The following is a 23,634-nucleotide window of genomic DNA, read 5'->3' as shown; positions in this document are numbered from 1 at the left end:
GTTCCCATGTGTACCGTTTTCTGCTGACCCGACAGTGGCTGATCACCATGCTGGTCGCACTGCTGCTGATCCCCGCGACGATCAAGCTGGGCTTCTGGCAGCTGCACCGCCACGAGGCACGGGTGGCCCGGAACGAGCTGATCGGCCAGGCCCTCACGGCCGCGCCGGTCCCGTACGACACCCTGTCGCCGACCCCCGGCTTCGCGGTCCCCAAGGACCTCACCTGGCGCGCGGCGACCGCCACCGGACAGTACGACCCGGCACACGAGTTCGTGGTCCGCAAGCGGACCGACTCCAACGGCACCATCGGCTACTTCGTGGTGACCCCGTTCCGGCTCGCCGACGGCAAGGGCACCGTCCTGGTCAACCGCGGCTGGGTGGCCTCCGGCGTCGGCGCCACCGAGTACCCGCCCGTCCCGGCCGCCCCCACCGGCGAGGTCTCCCTCACCGGCCGCCTGCGCGCCGAGGAGACGTACGGCGCCAGCGGCATCAAGGACCGCACCGGCCTGCCCGACCGCCAGTTCAACCTGATCAACACCGACGAGCAGGCCAAGCGCACCGGCGCCCCGCTCCTCGGCGGCTACCTCGAACTCACCGGCACCGCCCCGGCCCCGGCCGACCAGCCCCAGCTGATCCCCGAGCCCAACCACTCCGACATCGGCCCGCACATGGCCTACGCCATCCAGTGGTGGCTGTTCACCGCGATGATCCCGGTCGGCGTCTGGGTCCTCGTCCGCCGTGAGGCCAAGGAGCGCGCCAAGCAGGCCGCCGAGGCCGAGGTCCCGCTCGACGCCGTCCCCGCCGGGAGCGCGTCCTAGGACCTGTCCCGGAGCACGCCGTCCTGTCCTAGAGCACGTCGTCCAGCTCCCGCAGCAGCCGCGCCTTCGCCCGCGCGCCCACCACCGACCGGACCGGCCGCCCGCCCCGGAACACCATCAGCGTCGGCATCGACAGCACCCCGTACGCCGCCTGGGTCCGCGGGTTGTGGTCCACGTCCAGGCTCACCACCCGCAGCCGGTGCGCCTCCTCCCGCGCGATGTCCGCCAGCACCGGCGCCATCATCCGGCACGGCGGGCACCAGTCCGCCGTGAAGTCCACCAGCACCGGGCCGTCGGCCCCCAGCACCTCCGCGGCGAACGTGTCGTCCGTCACCGCCGGCACACCCGTGATCTCCACCACCGTCTACTCCTTCACCAGTTCGCAAAGAGGCGGTTCCTCAACGGCGGCCAGCTCGTCCCGGGCCCGCACGGCCCGATCGAACTGCTCCGCCACCTGAGCCCGCACGTCCTGGAGCCGGGCGATGCACTCGTCCAGCTCCGCCAGCTTCCGCCGGTACACCTCCAGGGAGGCCGGGCACGAGTCACCCTCCGGGTGCCCCGCCCGCAGGCACTCCACGAACGGCCTGGTCTCCTCCAGCCCGAACCCGAAGTCCTGCAGCATCCGGATCTCCCGCAGCAGCCGCAGGTCGTCCTCGTCGTACGCCCGGTACCCGTTGCCCGCCCGCCGGGCCGGCAGCAGCCCCAGCTGCTCGTAGTACCGCAACGCCCGCGTGGTCGTCCCCGCCCGCTCCGCCAACTCCCCGATCCGCACGCCGAACCACTCCTCCCGCACTTCCGGCAACGACCGTAAACCTTCCCCCCGACGTCAACGCCAGCCCCGGCCCGGCGGGCGCGCGGAGCGTGGCCCGCGCGCCCGCCGCCCCACCGCCGCCACGCCCCCACCCCGCACCGGGCAAGATGTCCCCATGGATCTCGGACTGAAAGACAAGGTCTACATCGTCACCGGCGCCACCCGGGGCCTCGGCCTCGCCAGCGCCCGCGAACTCGCCGCCGACGGCGCCCGCGTGCTCGTCAGCGGCCGCACGCGACAGGCCGTCGACGCCGCCGTGGCCGAACTCGAGACCCTCGGCACCGCCCGGGGCCTCGTCGCCGACAACGCCGCCCCCGACACCCCCGAGCGCCTCGTCGCCGAGGCCCGGAACCGGTTCGGCCGGCTCGACGGCATCCTGATCAGCGTCGGCGGCCCCCAGGCCGGCTCCGTCGAGACCACCCCGGAGGAGGCGTGGCGCGACGCCTTCGAGTCCGTCTTCCTCGGTGCCCTCCGGCTCGCCCGCGCCACCGCCGCCGCGCTCCCCGAGGGCGGCGTGATCGCCTTCGTGCTCTCCAGCTCGGTCCGCCAGCCGATCCCCGGCCTGGGCATCTCCAACGGCCTGCGTCCCGGGCTCGCCATGGCCGCCAAGGCCCTCGCCGACGAGCTCGGCCCCCGCGGCATCCGGGTCCTCGGCCTGCTCCCGTCCCGGATCGACACCGACCGGGTCCGCGAGCTCGACGGCCTCGCCGCCGACCCCGACGCCGCCCGCGCCCAGGCCGCCGCCGGCATCCCGCTGAGCCGCTACGGCACCCCCGAGGAGTTCGGCAGGGTCGCCGCGTTCCTGCTCTCCCCCGCCGCCTCCTACCTCACCGGCATCATGGTCCCCGTCGACGGCGGCGCCCTGCGCACCCTCTGACCCTGGAACCGCTCCGCCGCCCCGGGGCTACTCCACCCGCGCCGGCCGCCTCCTGCGCCGCCCCCGCCGCCGCCCGTGCCGCGGCTCGGCGGGGGCCGCCTGGAGGACCCGGATCCGCAGGTCGGCCGGCAGCTCCGCCAGCCGCAGGCTCCCGCACGCCTCCGCCCGGGGCCCGTCCTCGAAGTGCTCCACCAGCGCGGCCGGGTCCCCGCCCGGCCGCAACCGCACCGCCCCGCGCAGCCGCGGATGCCTCGGCGCCCGCACCAGCCGCACCCCGGCCCGCTCGACCTCCGGCAGCACCACCGTCCGGTTCTCCAGCGCCTCCTCCAGCGCCCGCGCACCGACCCGCAGCCGGAGCCCGCTCGCCCCGGGCGTCGGCACCGCGATGCTCGACAGCCCGGTGCGCCTCAGCTGCGCCACCAGCAACCACACCATCCCCGCCACCAGCAGGGTCAGCCCGCCGATCACCGTCGGCCACCACCACGCCGACGCCACCCAGCGCTGCCGCGAACCCGCGCTCACCACCGGCTGGTCGGGCGAGGTGAACGGCCACCGGTCCGGCGGGTGCACACCCAGCCGCCGGTACAGATCGAGCCCGCCCGCCAGCACCAGCACCCCGACCCCCAGCAGCACCGCTCCGACCGCTCCCAGCAGCACCCGGTTGACGACGGTCCGCCTCACCCCGCAGCCCCCTCACGACCGGCCGTCCCGGTACCCGGGTCCGGCCCGTCGCCCGGTTCCTCCTCCACCACGCCCGCGGCCCCGCGCGCTCCCCGGGCCGTCCGCACGTCCAGCCGCATCGGCCGCCCCAGCCCCACCCGGTCCAGTTCGTCCCGCAGCTGGCGCTGCACCAGCGCCGGGTCCGCCACCCCCGCCAGGGAGATCCGGACCCGCCGCCGCCCGACCCGGATCCGCAGGTGGTCGATCCCGTCCAGCCCGGCCGCCCGGTCCGTCAGCAGGTGCCCGACCCCGGCCCGGTCGACGGCCGCGGTCGTCCCCCCGTACGGCCGCAGGACGAGCCACCGCCGCAGTCCGGGGGCGAGGGCCAGCCACAGCAGCCACCCGCCGAGCAGGGTCGCCGCGCCGGCCCCCAGCAGGACGGCCGGGTCGTCGAGGTGACGCGTCGCCAGCTCGTCCGCGATCTGCGCCCGCCATCGCCGGGCCGGCTGCCCCGCCCGCACCGCGACCACGTCGTACAGCAGCGCCCCCGCCACCACCAGCACCCCGGTCGCCACCAGCACCGCCGCGGCCGTACGAGGCGCCCGCAGCCGCCTCACCTTCCCCGGCCGAGCCTCCGGTGCCGCTCCCCGCACCTCCTCCGCCCCGGGGGCCTCCGCGTTCACGGCGTGCCCCCCGTCACCAACTTCTCGACCACGACGACCACGTCCGAGACCCTGGTCCCGGTCAGTCCCGCCACCCGCTCGGCGATCCGCGCCCGCACCGCCCCGGCCAGCGCCGCGACGTCCGAGGGGAACGGCAGTTCGAGCTCCACCCGGACCCGCACCGTGCTCCCCGGCACCGTCACCGAGACCTGCGGCGGCGCCCCCTTCGCCCGCCCGGCGGGCCAGGCCTCGGCCAGCACCTCCCGGGCGGCCCGGGCCGCGATCCTGGCGTACACCCGGTCGGCGACCCGAAGCCGCCCCCGGCGTCCGGGCGCCGAACCGGAACCGGTGCCGGCCCCGGAGCCCGAGCCCGCCCCCGAACGGGAGACCGGAACCGGCGCGGGCCCCGCCATCAGCGGCGCCGGTCGCGGCCGCGGAGCAGGTCCCCGAGTTCGCCCAGCTCGATGTCGCCCTCCAGCAGGCGTCCGATCACGAAGCCGACCAGCCCGAGCACGGCCACCAGCAGAAAGGCCGCGAACCCGCCGAAGTACCCGGCGAAGCCGAGGGCCATGCCCACCACCAGGCCGACGATGGCCAGGTTCATCCGCTACTCCCTCGTTTCCCGCTACTCCGTCGGGCCCGGCGCCGGCCTGCCGCCGAAGGCGCTACTTGAGCTTCGTTCGCTGCCCTGACACCGCCACCGGCTCCTCTTCCTCCTCGAACTCCGGTTCGTCCGGGAGGTGGACGTCGTTGACCGCGATGTTGACCTCAACGACCTCCAGGCCGGTCATCCGTTCGACCGCGCCGACAATGTTCTCCCGCACCTGGCGGGCCAGTTCGGGGATGACCACGCCGTACTCGACCACCAGGGCGATGTCGATCGCGGTCTGCTTCTCGCCGACCTCGGCCTTGATGCCCCGTCCGACGCTGGATTTGCCGCCGGGCACCCGGTCCCGCATCGCGCCGAAGGTGCGGGCGAGCCCGGAGCCGAGCGCGTGGATTCCGGTGACCTCGCGGGCCGCCATCCCGGCGATCTTCTCCACCACGCCGACGGCCAGCGCGGTGCGGCCGCGCTCCGCCACCGGCTTGGCACCGCCGCCGGCACCCGGCGGACCGGGGGTCGGGGCGCTGCCGCTACCGGGGTGCTTGTGCATGGTCGCGGGCGTCGGAGTGTCAGGCATGGGCGCTTCTCCCGTCGTACGGCTCCAGCTATATCGCAAACCTCCCCAACTCTGGCATTTCGCCACGATCCCCGCCCGCCGAGCGCCGGCGGTCCGCCCCCGCGCCCGCCCCTCGGCCCGCCTCGCGCGACGCCCGCCTTCTCCGCGCAGGAGAAAGGGCCCGGCCCCGGGGAGATCCCCGGGGCCGGGCCCTGCGTCGTCGCCCTGCGGTCAGTCGCCGATCCCGGCGAGCTCCCGCAGCCGGCGGGCCTGCGCCGCCCGTTCGGCCGAACGCTGCTCGTCGAAGGAGCGCCCCGCGGCCCCCTGCAGCAGGGCCTTGGTCTCGATCACCGCACCGCGCGGGGCGGCCAGCAGGGCCGCCGCGAGGTCGCGGGCGGCCGCGTCCAGCTCCTCGCCCGGCACCGCGAGGTTGGCCAGCCCGATCGCGGCGGCCTCCTCGGCACCCACCCAGCGGCCGGTGGCGCAGATCTCCAGTGCCCGGGCGTAGCCGACGAGTTCGGTGAGGGGCTTGGTCCCGGCCAGGTCCGGAACGAGGCCAAGCGAGGTCTCCTTCATCGCGAACCGGACGTCCTCGGCGACCACCCGCAGGTCGCAGCCGAGGGCCAGCTGGAAGCCCGCGCCGACGGCGTGGCCCTGGACCACCGCGATGGAGATCAGGTCCGGGCGGCGCCACCAGGTGAAGGCCTCCTGGTACGAGGCGATGGCGTCGTCCAGCTCCTGGTCGGTGGAGGCCGCGAGCTGGAGGAAGGTGGGCTCGCCCGGGATGCCCTCGGGGGTGAACATGGCCCGGTCCAGCCCGGCGGAGAAGGAGACCCCCTCCGCGCGCAGCAGCACCACCCGGACGCTGCCGGGCAGCTCGCGGCCGGCATCGGTGAGGGCGCGCCAGAGCGCGGGCGACTGGGCGTTGCGCCGCTTGGGCTGGCACAGGGTGACGACGGCGAGCTCGCCGTCGATCTCCAGACGGACGCCGTCCCGCTCCCAGCTCGGGGCCTGCGGGTCGATGGCGGGAGCGGTCATGCGGGGACCTCCGGTGGCGAGGGACTTGGCTACCGGAGAGTAACAAAACTCGACGCGCGAGGGCAGGGGCCCCGACCGGGAAGGATCGACGGGCCCTGCGGCTCCACGCAGGGGAAGGCGGAGCGGGGCGAAGAGCGAAAGGAAACGAGCGTTATGGAGAAATGGGGGCGGACCGCACCCCGGACATGACGATCGGCGGCCGGCCCGCACGATCCGAGGGCGGACGCCCAGCTGACGGTCAGCTGTCGTCTCCTCGGCCGGCACCCTGCCGCCGCGTCATCCGGCCAATGGCCGACGAACCGTCAGGAACCGGCCCCGGCAGTCGCCTTGTTCTTGCCCCGCGTGGCACCGCCGCGGCCCCGGAGAATGACTCCGGATTCGCTCAGCATCCGGTGCACGAAGCCGTACGAACGACCGGTCTCCTCCGCGAGAGCGCGAATGCTCGCCCCGGAGTCGTACTTCTTCTTGAGATCGGCCGCGAGCTTCTCACGCGCGGCACCGGTCACCCGGCTGCCCTTTTTCAGAGTCTCGGCCACCCGTGCCTCCTCGTAGCGTTGCTCGGTCAGATTCCCATGATCACCCATCCACCGCGTCCTGGCCACCCATTCGACAAGGTCGATGTCGGAAATGCGTGGTCCGTCGGTGGTGATCCGAGCGCATCAGGGCGCTCACACAGAGTGCACGCCCCCGGGTGGATCCGGCCGTTCGCCGAGAAATAGCTGATCAGCAGCGTCGGCCCGACCACGATCGAGTGGCGGGCCGACGGAAAGTCCTTAAACGGAATCCGGGTCTACTTCATTCCCTGACACGCCGAAAGGACTAGATATTCTCATCCGAAAAGCGGATCTCGCGTCTACTTCCGGTCAGGCCAAGGAGACCAGATCGGCGTACGACGGGTTCCAGAGGTCCTCCACGCCGTCCGGCAGCAGGATGATCCGCTCCGGGTCGAGCGCCTCGACCGCGCCCTCGTCGTGGGTGACCAGCACGACCGCACCGGAGAACTCGCGCAGCGCGCCCAGGATCTCCTCGCGGCTGGCCGGGTCGAGGTTGTTGGTGGGCTCGTCGAGCAGCAGCACGTTGGCGGAGGAGACCACCAGGGTGGCCAGCGCCAGACGGGTCTTCTCGCCACCGGAGAGCACCCCGGCCGGCTTGTCGACGTCGTCGCCGGAGAACAGGAAGGAGCCGAGGATCTTGCGGATCTGCACCAGGTCGGTGTCCGGCGCGGCCGAGCGCATGTTCTCCAGGACGCTGCGGTCCGGGTCGAGCGTCTCGTGCTCCTGGGCGTAGTAGCCGATCTTCAGGCCGTGGCCCGGGATCACCTCACCGGTGTCCGGCTGCTCCACCCCGGCCAGCATCCGCAGCAGGGTGGTCTTGCCGGCGCCGTTGAAGCCCAGCACGACGACCCGGGAGCCCCGGTCGATCGCCAGGTCGACGTCGGTGAAGATCTCCAGCGAGCCGTAGGACTTGGACAGGCCGCTGGCGGTCAGCGGGGTCTTGCCGCAGGGGGCCGGCTCCGGGAAGCGCAGCTTGGCGACCTTGTCGCTCTGGCGCACCTGCTCCAGGCCGGAGAGCAGCTTGTCGGCGCGGCGGGCCATGTTCTGCGCGGCCACCGTCTTGGTCGCCTTGGCCCGCATCTTGTCGGCCTGGGCGTTGAGGGTCGCGGCCTTCTTCTCGGCGTTGGCCCGCTCGCGCTTGCGGCGCTTCTCGTCGTCCTCGCGCTGCTGCTGGTACTGCTTCCAGCCCATGTTGTAGACGTCGATGCAGGAGCGGTTGGCGTCCAGGTAGAAGACCTTGTTGACGACCGTCTCGACCAGGTCGACGTCGTGCGAGATGACGATGAAGCCGCCCTTGTACGTCTTCAGGAAGTCCCGCAGCCAGACGATCGAGTCCGCGTCCAGGTGGTTGGTGGGCTCGTCGAGCAGCAGCACGTCGGAGTCGGAGAAGAGGATCCGGGCGAGCTCGACGCGGCGGCGCTGACCACCGGAGAGGGTGTGCAGCGGCTGGCCGAGGATACGGTCCGGCAGGCCCAGCGCGGCGGCGATGGTGGCGGCCTCGGCCTCGGCGGCGTACCCGCCCTTGGTGAGGAACTCCGTCTCCAGCCGGGCGTACTTCTTCATCGCGTTGTCCCGGGTGGCGCCCTTGCCGTTGGCCATCCGGTCCTCGTTCTCGCGCATCTTCTTCAGCACGGTGTCGAGGCCGCGGGCGGAGAGGATGCGGTCCTTGGCGAGGACGTCCAGGTCACCGGTGCGGGGGTCCTGCGGGAGGTAGCCGACCTCTCCCGAACGGGTGACGGTTCCGGCGGCGGGCAGGCCCTCGCCGGCCAGGACCTTGGTGAGCGTGGTCTTGCCGGCGCCGTTGCGGCCGACCAGACCGATCCGGTCACCGGCGGCGACCTTGAAGCTCGCGGACTCGATCAGGATCCGGGCACCGGCACGCAGTTCGAGGGCGTTGGCGGAAATCATGGCTGGGAGCTGCTCCTGGGACGTGGGCGGGCGGCCGGGTGGGACGGACCCGGGGCCGGGTTGGCGTGAGGGGGACTTCATCGACGGTCGGCGCGGCCCTCGTGGCGCCGCCGCCCGCTATTGCCCGGAGAAAATAGCCATGGCGGCAAGTCTACCGGGCCCCGTGTCACCCCCGGCGGAGTACCGGCCTGGGGTATCCCATGGCCCGCCGCCACCGGTTCCCGGGCCGGCGGCGGCGCCCGCGGGCCGTCCGCGCTACTGCGGCTGCGCGGCCGGCCGGTCCCCCGCGGGCGCCCCGGTGGCCGCGGGGTCGACCGGAGCCGTGCCGGTGGCCGCCGGGTCGCCCGCGACCGGGTCCGCCGCGCAGCCGCCCTGCGGCCGGACCGCCGCGAACGGCGCGTCCACGCTGCCGCAGGGCGTCTCGGGCGCGGCCGCCTTGGTGTCGAACACCCTGGGCGGGATGATCGGGCCGTCGGTGATCTCCACCCGGCGGCGGTCCAGCACCTTGACCGTGGCCGTCGGACCGGTGCTCATCGACCAGCCGTTGCTGTCCAGCCGGTAGCCGGTGATGCCGCCGGAGACGGGCTGTCCGGCGCTGTTGGTGCAGGTGCGCGGGATGAGCACGGCGTAGTCGGTGTGGACGGCGCGCAGCGGGTCGTAGACGCAGCCGCCGGCGGGCTTGTCGTTGTAGCGCAGGTCGCCGTCGGCGTCGCGCAGGCCCATGGTCAGGTTCGGGGTGACCAGGGCCAGCCAGGGCGAGCCGTCCCGCTGGACGGTGTGCAGCGCGGCCGCGGCCCGCTGCTTGGCCAGCGCCTTGCGCTGGGCGTCGGTCCGCTTGTCGGCGCCGGGCTCGCCGTCCCCGCGCAGCCAGTCGGCCAGGCCGGGCACCGCGCGGTGCCAGCGCACCTCGTGGTCGCCGGGGCGCACCGAGGTGACCATGCCGTCGTCCCAGACCACGATCGCGTTGTCGCCGGCCATCGCCAGGTGGAGCGCCTCGGCGCCCTCGCGGCGGTAGGACCAGGCCTGCTCACCGGTCTGCTTGTGGAAGGCCTCCAGGCCGGGACCCACCCGCAGGTCGAGGTCGGCCGAGCTGAGCGACTCGGAGTTCACCGGTGTCGCCCCCGCGTCGCCCGGCCCCGCGACCCGGTCGCCGAACGGCACCGGCTTGTTCGCGTGCGCCGCCGCTCCGGCCGCAAGGACCAGCATCACCGCCGAGACAGGCAGGATCGAGCGGGGGGTCAGTACACGCAGCGGCTTCCAGGACACGGCCGGAGCGTACCTTTCACCGGGCACGCGAGTCAGCCCGGTTCCGCCGCCGCCACACCCGGGCGGGCGTCCGCCCGGTCCCGCGCGCCCTCCCCGCACGTCCGCCCGCCCACCTGCGCCGTCAGGGGCTCCGGCCGCTCCGCGGGGCGTTCCGGAGCGGGCCGCGGGGGCCCGGCAGGACCGTTACAGATCTGATACATGACGGTGGGTTGCCGCCCGTTGCGGCAGACGGCGTTCGATTGGCGCCCACTTTAGGGTGACATTCGGCTTTTTCCTCCCCCTTCGGGCCTACTGTCGGCGAGCGGGGCGCCACGGTCCGTCCACGCCGAGACCGTGCGCCCCGCCCATGCGACGTCCGGAGGAGAGCACCATGCGAATCGGCCGCCTGACGCTGGCCGCCGCCACCCTGCTGCTGATGGCCACGGCCAGCGTCCCGGCCGGGACGCCGTTCAGCCAGACCGAACGGCACGCCGTCCTCTCCTCGGAGGCCGTCGAACCCCGCGGCGCGGCTCCCCGCCCGCCGGTCCAGCGGCCGAACCACGAGCCGCCGTTCGGCGCCTTCGTCGGTTCCTGGGACGACTACATCCCGCAGATCGGCCGGTACGCGCAGTGGCTGGGCGAGGCGAACATGCAGGTCGGCCACACCTATCTGGCGGGCAACGGCTGGAGCGACATCGAGGGCGAGCCGATGGTGCTCGGCCTCTGGTCGCAGTGGCGCCAGGCCGATCCCTCCCGGCTGCTGGTGCTCGGCGTGCCGATGCTGGTGCCCAACGAGGCGAAGGTCCCGGACGGCGAGGTCGCCGAACTGCTCGCCCAGGGGGCGCGCGGGGACTTCGACGGGCACTTCCTCAAGCTCGCGCGCCGGCTGGTCGCGCTAGGCGGCGCGGACACCGTGCTCACCCTCGGCTGGGAGATGAACGGCACCACCTACACCCACCGCTGCAAGCCCGATCCGTCCGCCTGGAAGACGTACTGGCGGCGGATCGTCGGGGTGATGCGCTCGGTGCCCGGGCAGCGGTTCCGCTTCGACTTCGCCCCCAGCCGGGGCCTGGACGCCGTCCCGTGGACCAAGTGCTACCCCGGCGACGACGTGGTCGACATCATCGGCATGGACAGCTACGACCAGCCCGCCGGCGCCACCTTCGACGACTTCGTGCGCGAGCCGTACGGCCTCCAGGACCAGGTGGAGTTCGCCGCCAAGCGCGGCAAGCCGGTCTCGTACCCGGAGTGGGGGCTGTTCCGCAACGGCGACAACCCGGAGTACGTGCAGCGGATGGTCGACTGGATCCGCACCCACGACACCGCCTACCAGACCGTCACCGACTACTGTCCGCACGGCTTCTTCCAGTGCGACCGCAATCCGCGCTCGGCGGCGAGGTTCAAGCAGCTGATGTCCGGTTCGAAGGGGGCGCCCGCGCCGGCTCCGGCGGAGGCACCGGCGGTGCCCGCCACCCCGGCGGTGCCGGCGGTGCCCACGGTGCCGGGCCCGCCCAGCCCGCCGGACTCGCCCGCCGTCCCGTCCGCGCCCGCCGTGCCCGGGGGCGGCACCGCACCGAGCAAGGCGGCGAACCCGTCGACCCGCCCCGCGAAGGGCAAGTCGACGGGCCGGCCGACGGGCGCGGCGCACGCCCGGCACTGAGCGGTCAGCTGCGGCGGCGGGCCAGCAGCGCTTCCTTGAGCCGGGGGAAGCGGGTGCGCAGCTGGTGCGCCGCCGCCTGCCGGGCCAGCACCACCCCGGCCCGGACGGCGGCCGCCGGAGCCGCCCCCGCCGGGCCGAGCAGCAGCCGCTCGTTGGCCAGCTGGTCCGGCCGCCAGCGCTGCTTGTACGGCTCCTGGCCGCGCAGCAGGCCGAGCAGCGGGACGCCCGCGCCGACCGTCTCGTCCAGCGCCGCGCTGAACAGCAGCCCGGCGATGTCCAGCCGCTCGCGCAGCACCGGGTGCGCCCCGTACATGTAGAGGCCGCCGAAGGACGGGCAGAGCAGCAGCAGGTTCACCGCGACCAGCTCGCCGTCCAGGTGGAACTGGTGGACGGCGGCCCTGCCGGAGGCGACCAACCCGGTGGTGGACTCGGCCAGGTGGCGGGCGAACCGCTCGGTGCGGTGCTCGGGCGTGACGCCGCGCGCCTGCCACTGCAGGAAGTGCAGCCGCAGCAGCCCCTCCAGCGCCTGCGGCACCTCGGCCACCGGGGTGGCGCGGACCGTGACCCCGGCCTCGGCGATCTTGCGGAGCTTCACCCGGCTGCGCTGGGCGGTCTTGCCGGGCACCCGCTTGAGCAGCCGGTCCATCGGGACGGCCGGCAGGTACTGGCAGAGCGAGTCCCGGTGGCGGCGGCGGCTGCCGCGCCACTGCGCGTACACCCGCTGCACCGCCGCCTCGGGGTGCACCTCGCGCAGCTCCAGCCAGTGCCACGGGCGGGTGAGCGGGAGCGCGGCGGCGAACTCGGCGGCGGCCCGGTCGGCGTGCTCGTCGTCCAGCAGGACGTCGGTGTAGTCGACCAGCCCGCCGCCGAGACCGGTCAGGCCGCCGAACGGTCCGCCGCGGCGCACGAAGGCGCCCGCGCCGACCAGCAGGCCGTCCCGGCGGACCAGCACCACGAGCAGGCTGCCGGGGCGGCCGTAGTGGCGCCACCAGGAGCGCTGCCAGTCGGCGGCCTGGAAGAAGGTGGCGGTCCGGCAGCGGGCGGCCAGGCCGTCCCACTCCTCGGCGAGGACGTCCAGGGCGTCGTCCTCGCAGCGCAGCTCGGTGGTCCAGGCCGGCGCCGTCGCCTGGGCGGGCAGGCCGCCTCTGCGGGTCTCGGTGCTCATCGGCCACTCCCGGCCGGGGTCTTGTCCTGGACGGCGGGGGCGGGCTGCTCGACGGCGGAGGGCTGCGCCTCGACGGCCGGGGCCGGGGCCTGGGCCGGGGGCTGGGCCGCCGCCGCGGGTTCGGCGCCGGGCTGCTTGTCGGTCTTCCCGTCGGTCTTCTTCTCGGCGGCCTTCGGGCTCCTCGCCTTCACGGTCCTCCCCTTCTTCACGCCCTCGCTCTTCGGCGGCTCGGCCGTGGTCTCGGCCGTGGCCTCGGCCTCAGGCTTGGGCTCCGGCTTGGACTTGGGCGCGGGCGTGGTCCTGGCCTCGGCCGGCTCCTCGCGGCGCGGGCGCGGCGTCGCCGGGACGGCCGCCGGCGCGGGAGCGGCGGGGGCCTCCGCGGCCGGCGCGACGGCCGCCGGCGCGGCCTGCGGCGTCCTCGCCGCCTGCGACGCCCGCATGGCCCGCGCGGCCCGCAGCACCCGCGGCATCGCGGCGCTCCCGACCGCCTCCGGTGTCTCCGCGCCGCCCCGGCGGCGGGTCATCATCACCAGGGCGCCCACCAGCAGCCCGGCCGCGCCGCCGACCGCGACGTCCAGCTTCCCGGAGGGCGTGGTCGGCTTGTCCGGCGCGGCGGCCGGGGACAGCGTCACCAGTCTGACGTTGGTGTCCTTGCTGCTGGTGTTGGCGAAGGCGACCAGCGAGCGGGCCACCGCGTCGGCGGTCCGGGCGGCCTCCTGGGGGCGCTGCCCGGTGCCGGTGATCTCGATCATCGGGGCGTCCGGGGAGGTCGTCCCGTGCACCAGGGACGACAGCTCGGACCGGGTGTGGCCGGTCTCGGCGGCCGCGACCGCGAGCACCTGCGGCTGGCCGGCCAGCCGGCCGTACGCCTGGGCGAAGTTGGTCGCGATCGTGGCCTCCCCGGGGTTCTGCGCGACCACCAGGACGTAGGCGTTGGCGGCGTACGACGGGTGCGAGACGACGGCGTACCCGGCGCCGGCCGCGGCGCCCAGCGGAACCGCCAGCACCACCGGCCACCAGCGGCGGACCAGGCGGCGGGCGCTTCGGCGCGGTGTGGTCATGGGTCTTGCTCCTCGGGTCTGGTACGGCGGTTCCGGCGGTGGCGGGCGGTCAGACGCGGGCCAGCCGGTCGTAGAGGGCACCCAGGTCGGCGGCGACCCGGGCGATGTCGTAGTGGCCGACGGCCAGGGGGTGCGGCAGCGGGTCGGCGATGTGCCCGCTGAGCGGCCGCAGGTCGCGCAGCGCGGCGGTGTAGGCGGCCGGCTCGGAGGGGATGCGGCGGGCCTGCGGGGCTGCGTTGGGCGGCAGTTCGTCGAGCGCCGGGCAGGCGCTGTGCCGCACCGGCAGCCCGGCCGCGAGGCCCTCCAGCACGCCGAGGCCGAAGGTCTCCGCGGTGGAGGGGGCGGCCAGCACGTCCAGGGCGGCCAGCAGTTCGGGCACGTCGTCACGCTCGCCGGCCAGCACCAGCCGCTGCCGCACGCCGAGTTCGTCGGCCCGGTGCTCCAGCGCGGCGCGCTCCGGGCCCTCGCCGACCAGCACCAGCCGGGTGGCCGGGTCGAGCTCGGCGAGCGCCTCGACCAGCACCTCGAAGCGCTTGCCGGGAACCAGCCGGCCCACCCCGCCGACCACCCAACTCCCTTGCGGCAGACCGAGTTCGGCCCGCACCCGGCTTCGGGCGGCGGCCCGTTCGGCGGGCGGGAGGAGGTAGCGGGAGGCGTCGATGCCGTTCGGGATCAGCTCGATCCGGGCCGCCGGGACGCCCCAGGAACGCAGCGTCTGGGCGACCTGCCGGGAGACCGCGACGGTGGTGCAGCCGAGCCGTTCGGCCGCCAGGTAGAGGCCCTTGACGCCCCGGGTGACCGGGCGGCCCTCGATCACCCCGGCGTGCAGCGAGTGCTCGGTGGAGACCACCGCGCGCACCCCGGCCAGCCGGGCGGCCAGCCGGCCGTACAGCTGCGCCCGGTACAGGTGGGTGTGCACCAGATCGTAGCGCCCGGCCCGGACCAGCCGGACCAGCCGGGGCAGCGCGCCGAGGTCCCGGTTGCCGCGCATGCCGAGGTGGTGGACGGTGACGCCGTCGGCGCGCAGCGCGGCGGCGACCGCCCCCGGGTTGGTCAGGGCGAGCACCTCGCACTGCTGGTGCGCCGGCAGGTGCCGCAGCAGCAGCTGGAGCTGACGCTCGGCACCGCCGGCGGCGAGCCCGGTGACGATGTGCAGCACCCTCATGACCGGGGCTCCCGGCGGCCGTGGCGCAGCCCGGTGACGACGTCGCGCAGCCGGTGCCGGCCCCGCTTGGCGCGCAGCCGCCAGGCGCCGTCGCGGTCGCCGACGTAGCAGCGGGGCAGGGCGAAGCGGCCGGTGAGCGGGGAGTGCGCGATGGCGCAGGCGTGGTCGTACCCGGCGTCGCGCACGGCCAGGGCGGCGGGCAGGTCGACGGCGCCGTACGGGTAGCAGAAGCCGGTGACCGGGCCGCCGACGACCTCCTCCAGCAGGCGGCGGCTCTCCCGGGCCTGGACGGCGAGGGCCTCGGCGGGCAGGCCGGGCAGCGCCCGGTGGCCGAGGCCGTGCGAGCCGATCTCCCAGCCGGCGGCGGCCAGTTCGGTGACCTCGTGGACGGCGAGCAGCTTCTTGCGCGGGCCCTCGGTGTCCCAGTCGTTGTCCCGGCCGAGCAGGTCGGCGACCACGTACGCGGTGGCGGTGAAGCCGTACGCCCGGAGGATCGGCACCGCGTGGCGGGCGACGTCGGCGTAGCCGTCGTCGAAGGTGAGGCCGACCAGTCCGCCGTCCCGGCCGAGGGCGCGGGCCCGCATCAGCTCGCGGACGGAGACCCCGCGCCGGCCGCACCGGTGCAGCCAGGCGATCTGTTCGGCGAACCGCTCGGGGCTGACGGTGAGCCGGTACGGGTCCTCCTGCTCGACCGCCACCGAGTGGTACATCAGGATCCACGGCGAGGCGGAGCCGGGGCTCGCCGGTTCACCGACCGGGTGGCGGCTCCTGGGCGGTCGTGCCCGGTGCGGCGGTGCGGCGCCGACGCTCGCCCGGGCCGAACGGACGGTGCCCGGTTCATTCTCCATGGGGACGCTTCCCTTCTTCGGCGGCGGTTGGCGGGTTCCGGACCGGCCCCAGGGCCCGGGCGACGGCGAGGACCGGGCCGCGCACCTCGCGGGCGCCGAGCCCGGTGCCGAGGGCCGCGAAGGCCAGCGCGACGGTGAGGCCTCCGAGGAGGGTCGCGAGCAGGGGGTCGGCGGTCGGTCCGGCGACGGCCGCGCCGAGCGCGGTGGCCCCGGCGGCGGCGGCCACCAGCCGGCCGTGACCGCCGAGCACCCGGCGCAGCCGCAGCGGGATGCCGCGCAGCACCAGGCCGCGCAGCAGCAGCGCGGCGGCGGCGGTGATGCCGGCCGCGTTGCCGGCGGCCAGCCCCAGGGCGCCGAAGCGGGGCGTGGCGAGCAGGCCGGTGGTGACGGTGACGCCGAGACCGAGCACCATCGCGGCGGCCGGGTACCAGTCCAGCAGCCGGCGGCGGCCTTCCTCGGTGCCCGGGTCGTCGGCCCGGCGGACCACCGGGCAGAGCGAGAAGTAGGGGCGGATCATCACGCCGATCAGCGCCTGGGCGGGCAGGCCGACGCTGTACACCCGGATGACGTCCGCGGTGGCGGCGGTGTCGTGCGGGCCGAAGGCGCCGCGTTCGAACAGCAGCGAGACCACCGAGGGAGCACAGGCCATCAGGAAGGCGGTGCCGAGCAGGACGACGGCCACCGCCTGGCCGAGGTCCTTCTCCACCCGGTCGCGGGCGGCGGTGAGGTCCCCGGCGGCGAGCGCCCGGGCGACCAGCGGGAAGGTGACGGTGCAGATCAGGATGCCCGCCGTCATGGCGAGCTGGGAGACCTTGGCCGCGTAGTTGAGGTGCGAGATGGTGCCGGGCGGCAGCGCCGAGCCGAGGTAGCGCTCGACGAAGACCTGGGCCTGGCGGGTGAGGGTGAAGGCGGCCACCGGCAGCAGGGCGAGCGGCATCAGCACCAGGACCCGGCGCGAACGGCGGCCGCGGCCGGGGTCGCGCCGGCCCTGGCGCAGCCGGCGCAGGAAGGGGCCGACCAGCAGGCCGGCCATCAGCAGGCTGCCGGCGGCTACGCCGAGGGCGGCGGAGCGCACCCCGAGGCAGGAGTGGAGGCCGAGCAGGACGGCGAGGATGCCGAGGTTGTAGGCGACGTAGATGCCGGCCGGGGCGGTGAAGTGGTGGTGGGCGCGCAGCGCGGCGGCCAGGTAGCCGGCCACGCCGAAGGGCAGCACGGTGATCGCGGTGATCCGGGTGCAGGTGACGGCCAGGCCGGGGTCGGTGAGGCCGGGGGCGAGCAGGTCGACCAGTTCCGGGGCGCCCAGGGCGGCGGCCAGGGCGAGGCCGCTGAGCGCGATCAGCAGCCACGGCAGGGTGGCGCGGACCAGCTGGCGGACCGGGTCGGGGGCGTCCGGGTTCTCCTCGCGCAGCACCAGGGCGAGGGCGAAGGCGGGCACCATGAGGAAGGACATGGCGTCCTCGATCAGCAGTGGTGCGGCCGTCTCGGGGACGGTCCAGGCGACCAGGAAGGCGTCGGTGCCCTGGTTGGCGCCGAAGTACCGGGCCAGCAGGAGGTCGCGCAGCAGGCCGAGGCCGGAGCCGGCGGCGCTGAGGACGGCGGTGATGCCGAAGGCCTTGGCGACGAAGCCGCGGCGGGGTGCCGGGCGGGGTGCGGCGGACGGACCGTCACCGGGGGTGCCACGGGGGGCCGGGAGGGAGGAGTCGACGGTGGCGGGCTGGTCGGTGGTCACCGTGCCGCTCCGGTGGTCGTCGGCTCGGGCGCGGGAGGAACGGCGGCGGACGGAACGGCGGCGGGAGGAACGGCGGTGGGACGCCCGGGCGGGTCGGCGGCCGCGCGGGCGGCGAGGCCGAGGACGACGGAGGTCAGCACGGTGGTGGCCCCGCCGATGTCGGCGTACAGGAAGTCGACCAGCACCCAGGTGAGCAGGGCGAGTGCGGCGAGCCCGGGGCCCCGGCGGTGGCGCAGGCAGCCGATCAGCAGGGTGAGGAAGAGCGCGGCGTAGGCGGTGATGCCGATCAGGCCCTGCTCGCTGAGCACCAGGAAGTACATGTCGTGCGGGGAGAGCAGCGGTTCGCGCTGGAAGCCGATGGTGGGGTCGGCGGCGTCGCTGCCGGAGGACAGCCGCAGCGGGGCGTGGCTGTCGCGCAGCTGCTGGAAGGCCTTGGGCCCGGCGCCGTGCACGGGGTGGTCCTGCCAGATCCGTCCGGCGGTGGACCACAGGTCGTACCGGTCGGAGACGGACTGGTCGGGGGCGGCCGAGACGGAGCCGATCGAGCTGAGCCGCTTGGTGACACCGGAGCCGCCGAGCCCGAAGCCGCCGACCAGGACGACCGCGGCGGCCAGGCCGAGGACCGCGCCGCGCACCAGCAGCCGGGCGTCGGCGCGCAGCAGCAGCACGGTGGCGGCGAGGCCGGTGGCGATCCAGCTGCCGCGGCTGAAGGAGACGGCCAGCGGGAAGGCGAGGAAGGCGGCGGCGGCGAACATCGCGCGGCGCAGCCGGGCGTCGCCGCCCGGTCCGCGCTCGCCGAGTCCGAGCGCGAGGGCGGCGAGCAGCCCGTAGCTGACCACGCTGGACATCGCCATGATGTCGAGGGCGCCGAAGGTGCCGACGGCCCGGATCGGCTGGCCGGTGTAGGAGGCGCCGGTGTGGGTGAGGTACTGCTTCGCGCCGACCACGCCCTGGATCAGCGCGGCGAGCACGAAGGAGCCGAGGACCAGGCGCTGGTCGGTGCGGTCGCGCAACGAGCAGAGGACGGCGGCGGGGACCAGGACGAACACCTGGGTGAGGCGGACGAAGCCGGTGACGCTCGCGGCCGGGTCGATCGACCCGACGGTGGCGACGGCGGCGGCGACCACGATCGCGCCGAGCAGCGCGCAGGTGGTGCGGCTGATGACGGGCAGGCGTCCGCGCAGCAGGTCGAGCGCGGTGAGGGCGACCAGGGCCAGCGAGGCCAGGTCGGCGGCGGTGACGTGGACGGCGGCGGCGACGTCCTTCTCCCCGGTGGGCACGCAGACCAGCAGGACGGTGGCCGCGGCCAGCGGGCTGGTGCGCCACGCGAGCGCGGGCAGGGCCTTGTGTAAGGCCGGGCGGTGGAAGGCGGGGAGGGTCAGGGCCACGCGCGGTCAGCTCCCGTCCGGGTGGAGCATCAGGACCGCGGTGCGGCACAGGATCTTGACGTCCTGCCAGAGGCTCCAGCTCTCGATGTAGCGGTTGTCGAAGCGGGCCCGGTCCTCGATGGAGGTGTCCCCGCGCAGGCCGTTGACCTGGGCCAGGCCGGTGAGGCCGACCGGGACGCGGTGGCGGTCGGCGTACTCGGGGTAGGCCTGGCCGAACCTCATGACGAAGTACGGCCGTTCGGGGCGCGGGCCGACCAGGCTCATGTCGCCGCGCAGGACGTTCCACAGCTGGGGCAGCTCGTCCAGCGAGCTCTTGCGCAGCAGCCGGCCGACGGCGCCCATCCGGTGGTCCTGGGAGATGTTCCAGCGGGTGGCGGACTCGTGCTCGTTGCTCGGACGCAGGGTGCGGAACTTGAGGACGGTGAAGACCCTGCCGTCCAGGCCGGTGCGCTGCTGGCGGAAGAGCACGCCGGGGCCGGTGTCGAAGCGGACGGCGAGCGCGCAGAGCACCAGGACGGGGGCGAGCAGCAGCAGTCCGAGCGTGGCGGCGGTGACGTCCAGGGCGCGCTTGGCGGCCCAGCCGGGGCGGCGCCGCGCGGGGTGGCCGACCCGCAGGCAGGGGAAGCCCCACAGGTGGTCGCCGCCGGTGACCGGGGTGGCGGGCAGCGAGCCGTACTCGCGCAGCGCGGGCACCAGCCAGACCTGGCAGCCGAGCCTGGCGGCGTCGCGCAGGGTGGCGGCGGTCTCGGCCTCGTCGGCGGCGCCGGCGGTGGCGATCACGTGCTGGACGCCGTGCCGGCGCACCTCGCGCTCCAGTGCCTCGCGGCCGCCGAGGACGGGCAGGTCGGTGTCGCCGGGCAGCAGCGGCGGGTCGGCGTCCAGGAAGCCGACCGGGCGCATCCCGTACTCGCCGTGCTCGCGCAGGGCGGTGGCGACCCGGCGGCCGAGCCGGCCGGCGCCGAGCACCAGGGCGGGGCTGGGGCGGCTGCGGCGGACCCGCCGGACCAGGTGGTAGAGGAGGGCGCGGCCGACGGCGGCGATCAGCAGCTGGGCGCCGAGCAGCACGGTGAGCCGGGCGGGGCTGGCCGGGCCGCAGTCGGGCCAGCGGCCCCCGAGACAGCCGGACAGGGTGACGGCGAAGGCGGTGGCGACCACGGCCCGGGCGGTGAGGGCGGGCAGTTCGTCCAGGACGGACAGGGTGAGCCGGGAGCGGTAGAGGCCGCCGGACAGGTTGAGCAGGAGCAGCAGGGGCAGGACAGCGGGGACGCCGAGCAGTGGGTCGAGCGGGGCGGTCGGGTCGACGGCTCGGTTGGCGATGCCGCCGGCGGAGCACAGCGCGATGATGTCGGCCTGGACCAGGGCGAGCGACAGGGCGATCCGGGAGCGGACCGCCCCCCGGGGCCGGCGGGGCGAGGGGACCACCCCGGGGTGCGCCGCTCCCGCCGGCCGGTCGAGCAGCCCGGTGGCGGGCCGGCGGGGGCCGGAGAGAGGGCCCCCCGATCGCGGCACACTGTCGTGGTCAATGGTCATCAGCGCACGATCTCCCCTGCTGTGTGCCCGGGGTGACGGCGCCCCGGCACCGGCTGGCGCGGGGCTGCCGCCCCGGCCCGGTGGGCGCGGTCCTGACAGCGCCTGCTGCCGCTGGCGGCTTCCGGATGTCCGGTGGCGGGGCCGATCGCGAAGGAACCGGTCACGAAGGAATCGGTCTCGCGGGCCTCAGCCGTGAATTTCCGGCAAGAAATCTGAACGAAGCAGGCAAAATCCGACAATACAGAACCGGGCCGTGCAGGCCGGAAGTTGACTTGCCGATTCATTCCAGCCGCCCATTAATAGGTATTTCGGATTTAACGCCTCGCCTCCGTATCCGGTCGAGGATGCGAATACGACAACGCCGGAAGCAGCGGGCATTCACGGCATGTGAAACGATCAGATCCGCTCTGGGACACGGGCCCGGCGCCGCCCCGACGCCGGTCCGGCACCCAGCAGGTGACGGTAGAGAACGTCCACCTGTTCGACCACGGTGCGCACGTCGTGCCGGCCGACCACGTGGTCGCGCAACCGGGCACCGCGCCGCTCGCATTCGATCGGATCGGACAACGCGTCCCCCATTCGGGTGGCGAGGGCCTGCGCGTCCTCCGGCGGGACCACCGCGTGCGCCAGCTCGGACGGCGGCAGGCACTCCCGGGCACCGGGCACGTCCGTCAGCAGCACCGGACGGGCGGCCGCCATCGCCTCCAGCGGGGCCAGCGCCATCCCCTCCCAGCGCGAGGGCAGCACCACCAGATCGGCAGCCGCCAGCCACGGCCGCGGGTCCGGCACGTCCCCCACCAGCCGGATCCGGGCGGGCTCGGCGGTCCGCCGGACCAGCTCCGCCACCCGCTGCTCCTCCGGCCCGCCGCCGACCAGCGCCAGCCGGGCCCGCGGCACCCGGCGCAGCACCTCCGGCCAGGCGGCGAGCAGCACGTCCTGGCCCTTCTGCCGGCACAGCCGACCGACGCACACCGCGAGCGGGGCGTCCAGGTCCAGACCGAGCGCGATCCGGGCGGCGCGGCGGTCGGCGGGCGCGTAGTGGCGCACGTCCACGCCGTTGGGCACCACCGCCCAGTCGGCGTGCAGCCCTGCCGCCACGCCGTCGGCCCGCTCCTGGACGCTGACGCACAGCAGCCGGTGCGCCCAGCGGGTCGCGAAGCGCTCCCAGCGCAGGGTGGCGGCGGCCAGCGCGCCGTCGACGGCGGCGAAGGACCAGGCGTGCGGCTGGAAGACGGTCGGCACCGTGCCGCGCACGGCGAGCCGGCCGGCCAGCCCGGCCTTGGCGCTGTGCAGGTGGACCACGTCCGGCGCGGCCGCCCGGACGATCCGGCGCAGCCGCCAGGCCTCGGCGGGGGTGCCCGGGCCCGGCGAGCGCCGCGCGGGCCAGTCCTGGACCAGCGCGCCCACCGCGGCGGCCTCCCCGGCCAGCCGCCCGCCGCGCGGGCAGGCGACCAGGACCCGGTGGCCGGCCTCCCGCTGCCCCCGGACCAGATCGGCGACGACGCGGGCGACCCCGCCGTCCACCGGTTGCGAAATGTGAAGGATCGTCATATGCACGGCGGCGAGCCTAGGGTGGCTCCCCCGTGCCGGGCGGCCCTCGTCACCCGCAGGTGGCGGTTCGGTCACCCGTACGGCTTTCAGCTCGTACGGGAGACCGAAGCGCTCGAATCCACACGCGATTCGAGCGCTTCGATGGATCCACGCGCGCGAATCGCACGGTGGGCGATTCCGGCGGGCTCAGCGGACCTCGGCGGCGAGGTTGGCCAGCACCTGGTCGTGGATCCGGTTGAGGCCCTTCGGGGCGAAGGTGCGCTCGAAGAAGCCGCCGATGCCGGTCGCGCCCTGCCAGGTGGCGGTCACGGTGACCTTGGAGCGGCCCTCGCCGACGGCCGAGACCGTCCAGGTGATCACCATGCTGGAGTTGGCGTCCTTCTCCACCAGCTGGTCGGGCTTGGGCGCGGAGACGGTGAAGAGGCAGTCGCGCACCCGCTTCTCGGTGGCCTGGAGCTTCCAGTGCACCTGGGTGCCGGCACCGGTGCCGCCGACCCGCACCTCGTACTCGCTGTACTGCGCGGGCAGCAGCTTCGGGCGGGTCACCTGGTAGTCGGCCAGCGCCTCGTACACCCGCTCGGGGGCCGCGTCGTAGACCCGCTCGGTGGTGGCCTGCACCTGTCCCATGGACTTGCTCTCCTCGTGTGGTGGGAACCGCTCTGTCCGGCAAGCCAATCACAGGCTCACGCCCGCGACGCGGCGGGATAGGGTGGCCGGTGTGCTCGATCTGGTGACTGCTGTGCGCTACGTCGACCCGCTGCGGGCCGGCGGTTCCGTCCCCGGCGTGGTGGAGACCGACGACCTGGGAACGTACGTGGTCAAGTTCACCGGGGCCGCGCAGGGCCGCAAGGCGCTGATCGCCGAGGTGATCGTCGGCGAGCTGGCCCGGCGGCTGGGCCTGCGGGTGCCGGAGCTGCGGCTGGTGGACTTCGACCCGGCCGTCGCCGCGGACGAGCCGGACACCGAGATCCAGGACATGCTCAAGGCCAGCGCGGGCCTCAACCTCGGGATGGACCTGCTGCCCGGCGCGCGGGACTTCCGGCCGGGGATGATCGCGGTGGACTCCGCCGAGGCCGGCCGGGTGGTCTGGCTGGACGCCCTGACCGGCAACGTCGACCGCACGGTGCACAACCCCAACCTGGTGGTCTGGCACGGGCGGCTCTGGCTGATCGACAACGGCGCCGCGCTGATCTTCCACCACCGCTGGGCGGGGGCCGGGGCGGCGGTCGGCAAGCGGTACGACCTCAGCGCCCACGCGCTCGGCGGTTCGGCCCCGGACGTCCGGCTGGCCGACGAGGAGCTCGGGCCGCTGGTCACCGTGCCGCTGCTGGAGGAGGTCGTGGCGCTGGTCCCGGACGAGTGGCTGGCCGACGAGCCCGGCTTCGACTCGGTGGAGGCCGTCCGGCACGCCTACGTCACCCACCTGGCCGCCCGGGTGGTGCTCTCCGAGGAGTGGCTGCCCGAGGGCTTCGCCACGCCCGAGCAGCTGCGCGAGGCGGAGCGGCGGCGGGCGGCCCGGACCAGGGCGGGGCGGCCGGCCTGGTTGCAGGAGGTGCCGGACCTGCACGGCAAGCCGTCGGTGGAGACGGTCTGGGAGCACCACTTCGACGAGGGGTAGCCGGGCGCGGGGCGACCGCTCCGGAACGCCGGCGATCACGGGCGACCGGCCGGTGCGCGAACGCGGCCGGGGGGGGGGGGGCCGCCGGGGCCCCCCCCCCCCCCCCCGGGCCGGGGGGGGAAAAAAAAAACAAAGACCCCCCAACACAAACACAAAGACATTTGGCGGAAGAGGGGGGAAAAGTGG

24 protein-coding genes are annotated in these 23,634 nt (G+C 74.9%); 4 read left to right on the top strand and 20 right to left on the bottom strand.

Going from position 1 to position 23,634, the window contains the following annotated elements; translation table 11 throughout:
• The first annotated feature begins 8 nt into the window (after positions 1 to 8).
• Positions 9 to 818, top strand: coding sequence for an SURF1 family protein (locus ACFWP2_RS35645; RefSeq protein WP_380459502.1), 810 nt, complete (start codon positions 9 to 11; stop codon positions 816 to 818).
• Positions 819 to 846: 28 nt separating this feature from the next.
• Here the strand turns inward: ACFWP2_RS35645 and trxA are convergent, their stop codons facing one another.
• Together trxA and ACFWP2_RS35635 are read right to left on the bottom strand one after the other, a co-directional pair.
• Entirely contained in the window at positions 847 to 1,179 is a 333-nt protein-coding gene (gene trxA / locus ACFWP2_RS35640; protein ID WP_380459500.1) for a thioredoxin, read from the bottom strand.
• A 3-nt stretch (positions 1,180 to 1,182) separates the two neighbouring features.
• Positions 1,183 to 1,590, bottom strand: a complete 408-nt coding sequence (locus tag ACFWP2_RS35635) for a MerR family transcriptional regulator (RefSeq protein ID WP_380459557.1) — start codon at positions 1,588 to 1,590, stop codon at positions 1,183 to 1,185.
• A gap of 154 nt (positions 1,591 to 1,744) precedes the next feature.
• Between ACFWP2_RS35635 and ACFWP2_RS35630 the strand changes: the two genes are divergently transcribed.
• Positions 1,745 to 2,506, top strand: coding sequence for an SDR family oxidoreductase (locus ACFWP2_RS35630; RefSeq protein ID WP_380459498.1), 762 nt, complete (start codon positions 1,745 to 1,747; stop codon positions 2,504 to 2,506).
• A 27-nt stretch (positions 2,507 to 2,533) separates the two neighbouring features.
• Here ACFWP2_RS35630 and ACFWP2_RS35625 read toward each other — a convergent pair whose 3' ends face one another.
• From ACFWP2_RS35625 to ACFWP2_RS35585, 9 genes are all read right to left on the bottom strand, one after another.
• On the bottom strand, positions 2,534 to 3,187 hold the full coding sequence (locus ACFWP2_RS35625) for an alkaline shock response membrane anchor protein AmaP (protein ID WP_380459496.1): 654 nt from the start codon (positions 3,185 to 3,187) through the stop codon (positions 2,534 to 2,536).
• Positions 3,184 to 3,747: a DUF6286 domain-containing protein gene (locus ACFWP2_RS35620; protein WP_380459494.1), complete on the bottom strand. Its 564-nt coding sequence runs from the start codon at positions 3,745 to 3,747 to the stop codon at positions 3,184 to 3,186. The genes ACFWP2_RS35625 and ACFWP2_RS35620 overlap by 4 nt, the downstream gene beginning before the upstream one ends.
• A 98-nt stretch (positions 3,748 to 3,845) precedes the next feature.
• Entirely contained in the window at positions 3,846 to 4,124 is a 279-nt protein-coding gene (locus ACFWP2_RS35615) for a hypothetical protein (protein WP_380459492.1), read from the bottom strand.
• 116 nt (positions 4,125 to 4,240) lie between these two features.
• Entirely contained in the window at positions 4,241 to 4,432 is a 192-nt protein-coding gene (locus ACFWP2_RS35610) for a hypothetical protein (RefSeq protein ID WP_380459490.1), read from the bottom strand.
• A 61-nt stretch (positions 4,433 to 4,493) separates the two neighbouring features.
• Positions 4,494 to 5,009 (bottom strand): Asp23/Gls24 family envelope stress response protein, encoded by a 516-nt coding sequence (locus ACFWP2_RS35605; protein WP_380459488.1) that lies wholly within the window; start codon positions 5,007 to 5,009, stop codon positions 4,494 to 4,496.
• Between the two features lie 210 nt (positions 5,010 to 5,219).
• Positions 5,220 to 6,026 carry an enoyl-CoA hydratase/isomerase family protein gene (locus ACFWP2_RS35600; RefSeq protein ID WP_380459486.1) on the bottom strand — a complete coding sequence of 269 codons (807 nt, stop codon included), beginning with the start codon at positions 6,024 to 6,026 and terminating at the stop codon, positions 5,220 to 5,222.
• A gap of 302 nt (positions 6,027 to 6,328) precedes the next feature.
• A complete protein-coding gene (locus ACFWP2_RS35595; RefSeq protein ID WP_030059940.1) occupies positions 6,329 to 6,562 on the bottom strand; it encodes a helix-turn-helix domain-containing protein in 234 nt (77 codons plus the stop codon).
• Positions 6,563 to 6,889: 327 nt separating this feature from the next.
• Entirely contained in the window at positions 6,890 to 8,488 is a 1,599-nt protein-coding gene (locus ACFWP2_RS35590; protein ID WP_355262816.1) for an ABC-F family ATP-binding cassette domain-containing protein, read from the bottom strand.
• 255 nt (positions 8,489 to 8,743) lie between these two features.
• Positions 8,744 to 9,754 carry a hypothetical protein gene (locus ACFWP2_RS35585; RefSeq protein ID WP_380459484.1) on the bottom strand — a complete coding sequence of 337 codons (1,011 nt, stop codon included), beginning with the start codon at positions 9,752 to 9,754 and terminating at the stop codon, positions 8,744 to 8,746.
• A 370-nt stretch (positions 9,755 to 10,124) separates the two neighbouring features.
• Here ACFWP2_RS35585 and ACFWP2_RS35580 point away from each other — a divergent pair, with 370 nt between their 5' ends.
• Positions 10,125 to 11,393, top strand: a complete 1,269-nt coding sequence (locus tag ACFWP2_RS35580; RefSeq protein ID WP_380459482.1) for a glycoside hydrolase family 26 protein — start codon at positions 10,125 to 10,127, stop codon at positions 11,391 to 11,393.
• A 4-nt stretch (positions 11,394 to 11,397) separates the two neighbouring features.
• Here ACFWP2_RS35580 and ACFWP2_RS35575 read toward each other — a convergent pair whose 3' ends face one another.
• The 9 genes from ACFWP2_RS35575 to ACFWP2_RS35535 all read right to left on the bottom strand — a co-directional run bounded on the left by ACFWP2_RS35575 (position 11,398) and on the right by ACFWP2_RS35535 (position 22,457).
• Positions 11,398 to 12,558: a GNAT family N-acetyltransferase gene (locus ACFWP2_RS35575; RefSeq protein WP_380459480.1), complete on the bottom strand. Its 1,161-nt coding sequence runs from the start codon at positions 12,556 to 12,558 to the stop codon at positions 11,398 to 11,400.
• Positions 12,555 to 13,619, bottom strand: a complete 1,065-nt coding sequence (locus tag ACFWP2_RS35570) for a Wzz/FepE/Etk N-terminal domain-containing protein (RefSeq protein WP_380459478.1) — start codon at positions 13,617 to 13,619, stop codon at positions 12,555 to 12,557. The genes ACFWP2_RS35575 and ACFWP2_RS35570 overlap by 4 nt, the downstream gene beginning before the upstream one ends.
• Positions 13,620 to 13,668: 49 nt before the next feature.
• A complete protein-coding gene (locus ACFWP2_RS35565) occupies positions 13,669 to 14,784 on the bottom strand; it encodes a glycosyltransferase (RefSeq protein WP_380459476.1) in 1,116 nt (371 codons plus the stop codon).
• Complete coding sequence (locus tag ACFWP2_RS35560; protein ID WP_380459474.1) at positions 14,781 to 15,632, bottom strand: polysaccharide deacetylase family protein; 852 nt, start codon at positions 15,630 to 15,632, stop codon at positions 14,781 to 14,783. Before ACFWP2_RS35560 ends, ACFWP2_RS35565 begins: the two co-directional genes overlap by 4 nt.
• Positions 15,622 to 17,361: a lipid II flippase MurJ gene (locus tag ACFWP2_RS35555; RefSeq protein WP_380459472.1), complete on the bottom strand. Its 1,740-nt coding sequence runs from the start codon at positions 17,359 to 17,361 to the stop codon at positions 15,622 to 15,624. Before ACFWP2_RS35555 ends, ACFWP2_RS35560 begins: the two co-directional genes overlap by 11 nt.
• Positions 17,358 to 18,749 (bottom strand): O-antigen ligase family protein, encoded by a 1,392-nt coding sequence (locus ACFWP2_RS35550; RefSeq protein WP_380459470.1) that lies wholly within the window; start codon positions 18,747 to 18,749, stop codon positions 17,358 to 17,360. The genes ACFWP2_RS35555 and ACFWP2_RS35550 overlap by 4 nt, the downstream gene beginning before the upstream one ends.
• Before the next feature lie 6 nt (positions 18,750 to 18,755).
• Positions 18,756 to 20,279, bottom strand: coding sequence for a sugar transferase (locus tag ACFWP2_RS35545; protein ID WP_380459468.1), 1,524 nt, complete (start codon positions 20,277 to 20,279; stop codon positions 18,756 to 18,758).
• 396 nt (positions 20,280 to 20,675) lie between these two features.
• Positions 20,676 to 21,830: a glycosyltransferase gene (locus ACFWP2_RS35540; protein WP_380459466.1), complete on the bottom strand. Its 1,155-nt coding sequence runs from the start codon at positions 21,828 to 21,830 to the stop codon at positions 20,676 to 20,678.
• A 186-nt stretch (positions 21,831 to 22,016) separates the two neighbouring features.
• On the bottom strand, positions 22,017 to 22,457 hold the full coding sequence (locus tag ACFWP2_RS35535; protein ID WP_380459464.1) for an SRPBCC family protein: 441 nt from the start codon (positions 22,455 to 22,457) through the stop codon (positions 22,017 to 22,019).
• Positions 22,458 to 22,548: 91 nt separating this feature from the next.
• Between ACFWP2_RS35535 and ACFWP2_RS35530 the strand changes: the two genes are divergently transcribed.
• Positions 22,549 to 23,448: a HipA family kinase gene (locus ACFWP2_RS35530; RefSeq protein WP_380459462.1), complete on the top strand. Its 900-nt coding sequence runs from the start codon at positions 22,549 to 22,551 to the stop codon at positions 23,446 to 23,448.
• The last annotated feature ends 186 nt before the right edge of the window (positions 23,449 to 23,634 follow it).

Source organism: Kitasatospora sp. NPDC058444 (genome assembly GCF_042721415.1).
Taxonomy (GTDB): domain Bacteria; phylum Actinomycetota; class Actinomycetes; order Streptomycetales; family Streptomycetaceae; genus Kitasatospora.
Note: the sequence above shows the minus strand (reverse complement) of the source record. Positions and strands in the feature narration are given on the sequence as shown.

Bases quoted from the DNA above. Each gene is read 5' to 3' on its own strand.
- ACFWP2_RS35610 (WP_380459490.1), bottom strand. From the start codon at position 4,432: ATGAACCTGGCCATCGTCGGCCTGGTGGTGGGCATGGCCCTCGGCTTC.
- ACFWP2_RS35600 (WP_380459486.1), bottom strand. From the start codon at position 6,026: ATGACCGCTCCCGCCATCGACCCGCAGGCCCCGAGCTGGGAGCGGGAC.
- ACFWP2_RS35540 (WP_380459466.1), bottom strand. From the start codon at position 21,830: ATGACGATCCTTCACATTTCGCAACCGGTGGACGGCGGGGTCGCCCGC.
- ACFWP2_RS35605 (WP_380459488.1), bottom strand. From the start codon at position 5,009: ATGCCTGACACTCCGACGCCCGCGACCATGCACAAGCACCCCGGTAGC.
- ACFWP2_RS35570 (WP_380459478.1), bottom strand. From the start codon at position 13,619: ATGACCACACCGCGCCGAAGCGCCCGCCGCCTGGTCCGCCGCTGGTGG.
- ACFWP2_RS35560 (WP_380459474.1), bottom strand. From the start codon at position 15,632: ATGGAGAATGAACCGGGCACCGTCCGTTCGGCCCGGGCGAGCGTCGGC.
- ACFWP2_RS35575 (WP_380459480.1), bottom strand. From the start codon at position 12,558: ATGAGCACCGAGACCCGCAGAGGCGGCCTGCCCGCCCAGGCGACGGCG.
- ACFWP2_RS35545 (WP_380459468.1), bottom strand. From the start codon at position 20,279: ATGACCATTGACCACGACAGTGTGCCGCGATCGGGGGGCCCTCTCTCC.
- ACFWP2_RS35535 (WP_380459464.1), bottom strand. From the start codon at position 22,457: ATGGGACAGGTGCAGGCCACCACCGAGCGGGTCTACGACGCGGCCCCC.
- ACFWP2_RS35565 (WP_380459476.1), bottom strand. From the start codon at position 14,784: ATGAGGGTGCTGCACATCGTCACCGGGCTCGCCGCCGGCGGTGCCGAG.
- ACFWP2_RS35580 (WP_380459482.1), top strand. From the start codon at position 10,125: ATGCGAATCGGCCGCCTGACGCTGGCCGCCGCCACCCTGCTGCTGATG.
- ACFWP2_RS35630 (WP_380459498.1), top strand. From the start codon at position 1,745: ATGGATCTCGGACTGAAAGACAAGGTCTACATCGTCACCGGCGCCACC.
- ACFWP2_RS35590 (WP_355262816.1), bottom strand. From the start codon at position 8,488: ATGATTTCCGCCAACGCCCTCGAACTGCGTGCCGGTGCCCGGATCCTG.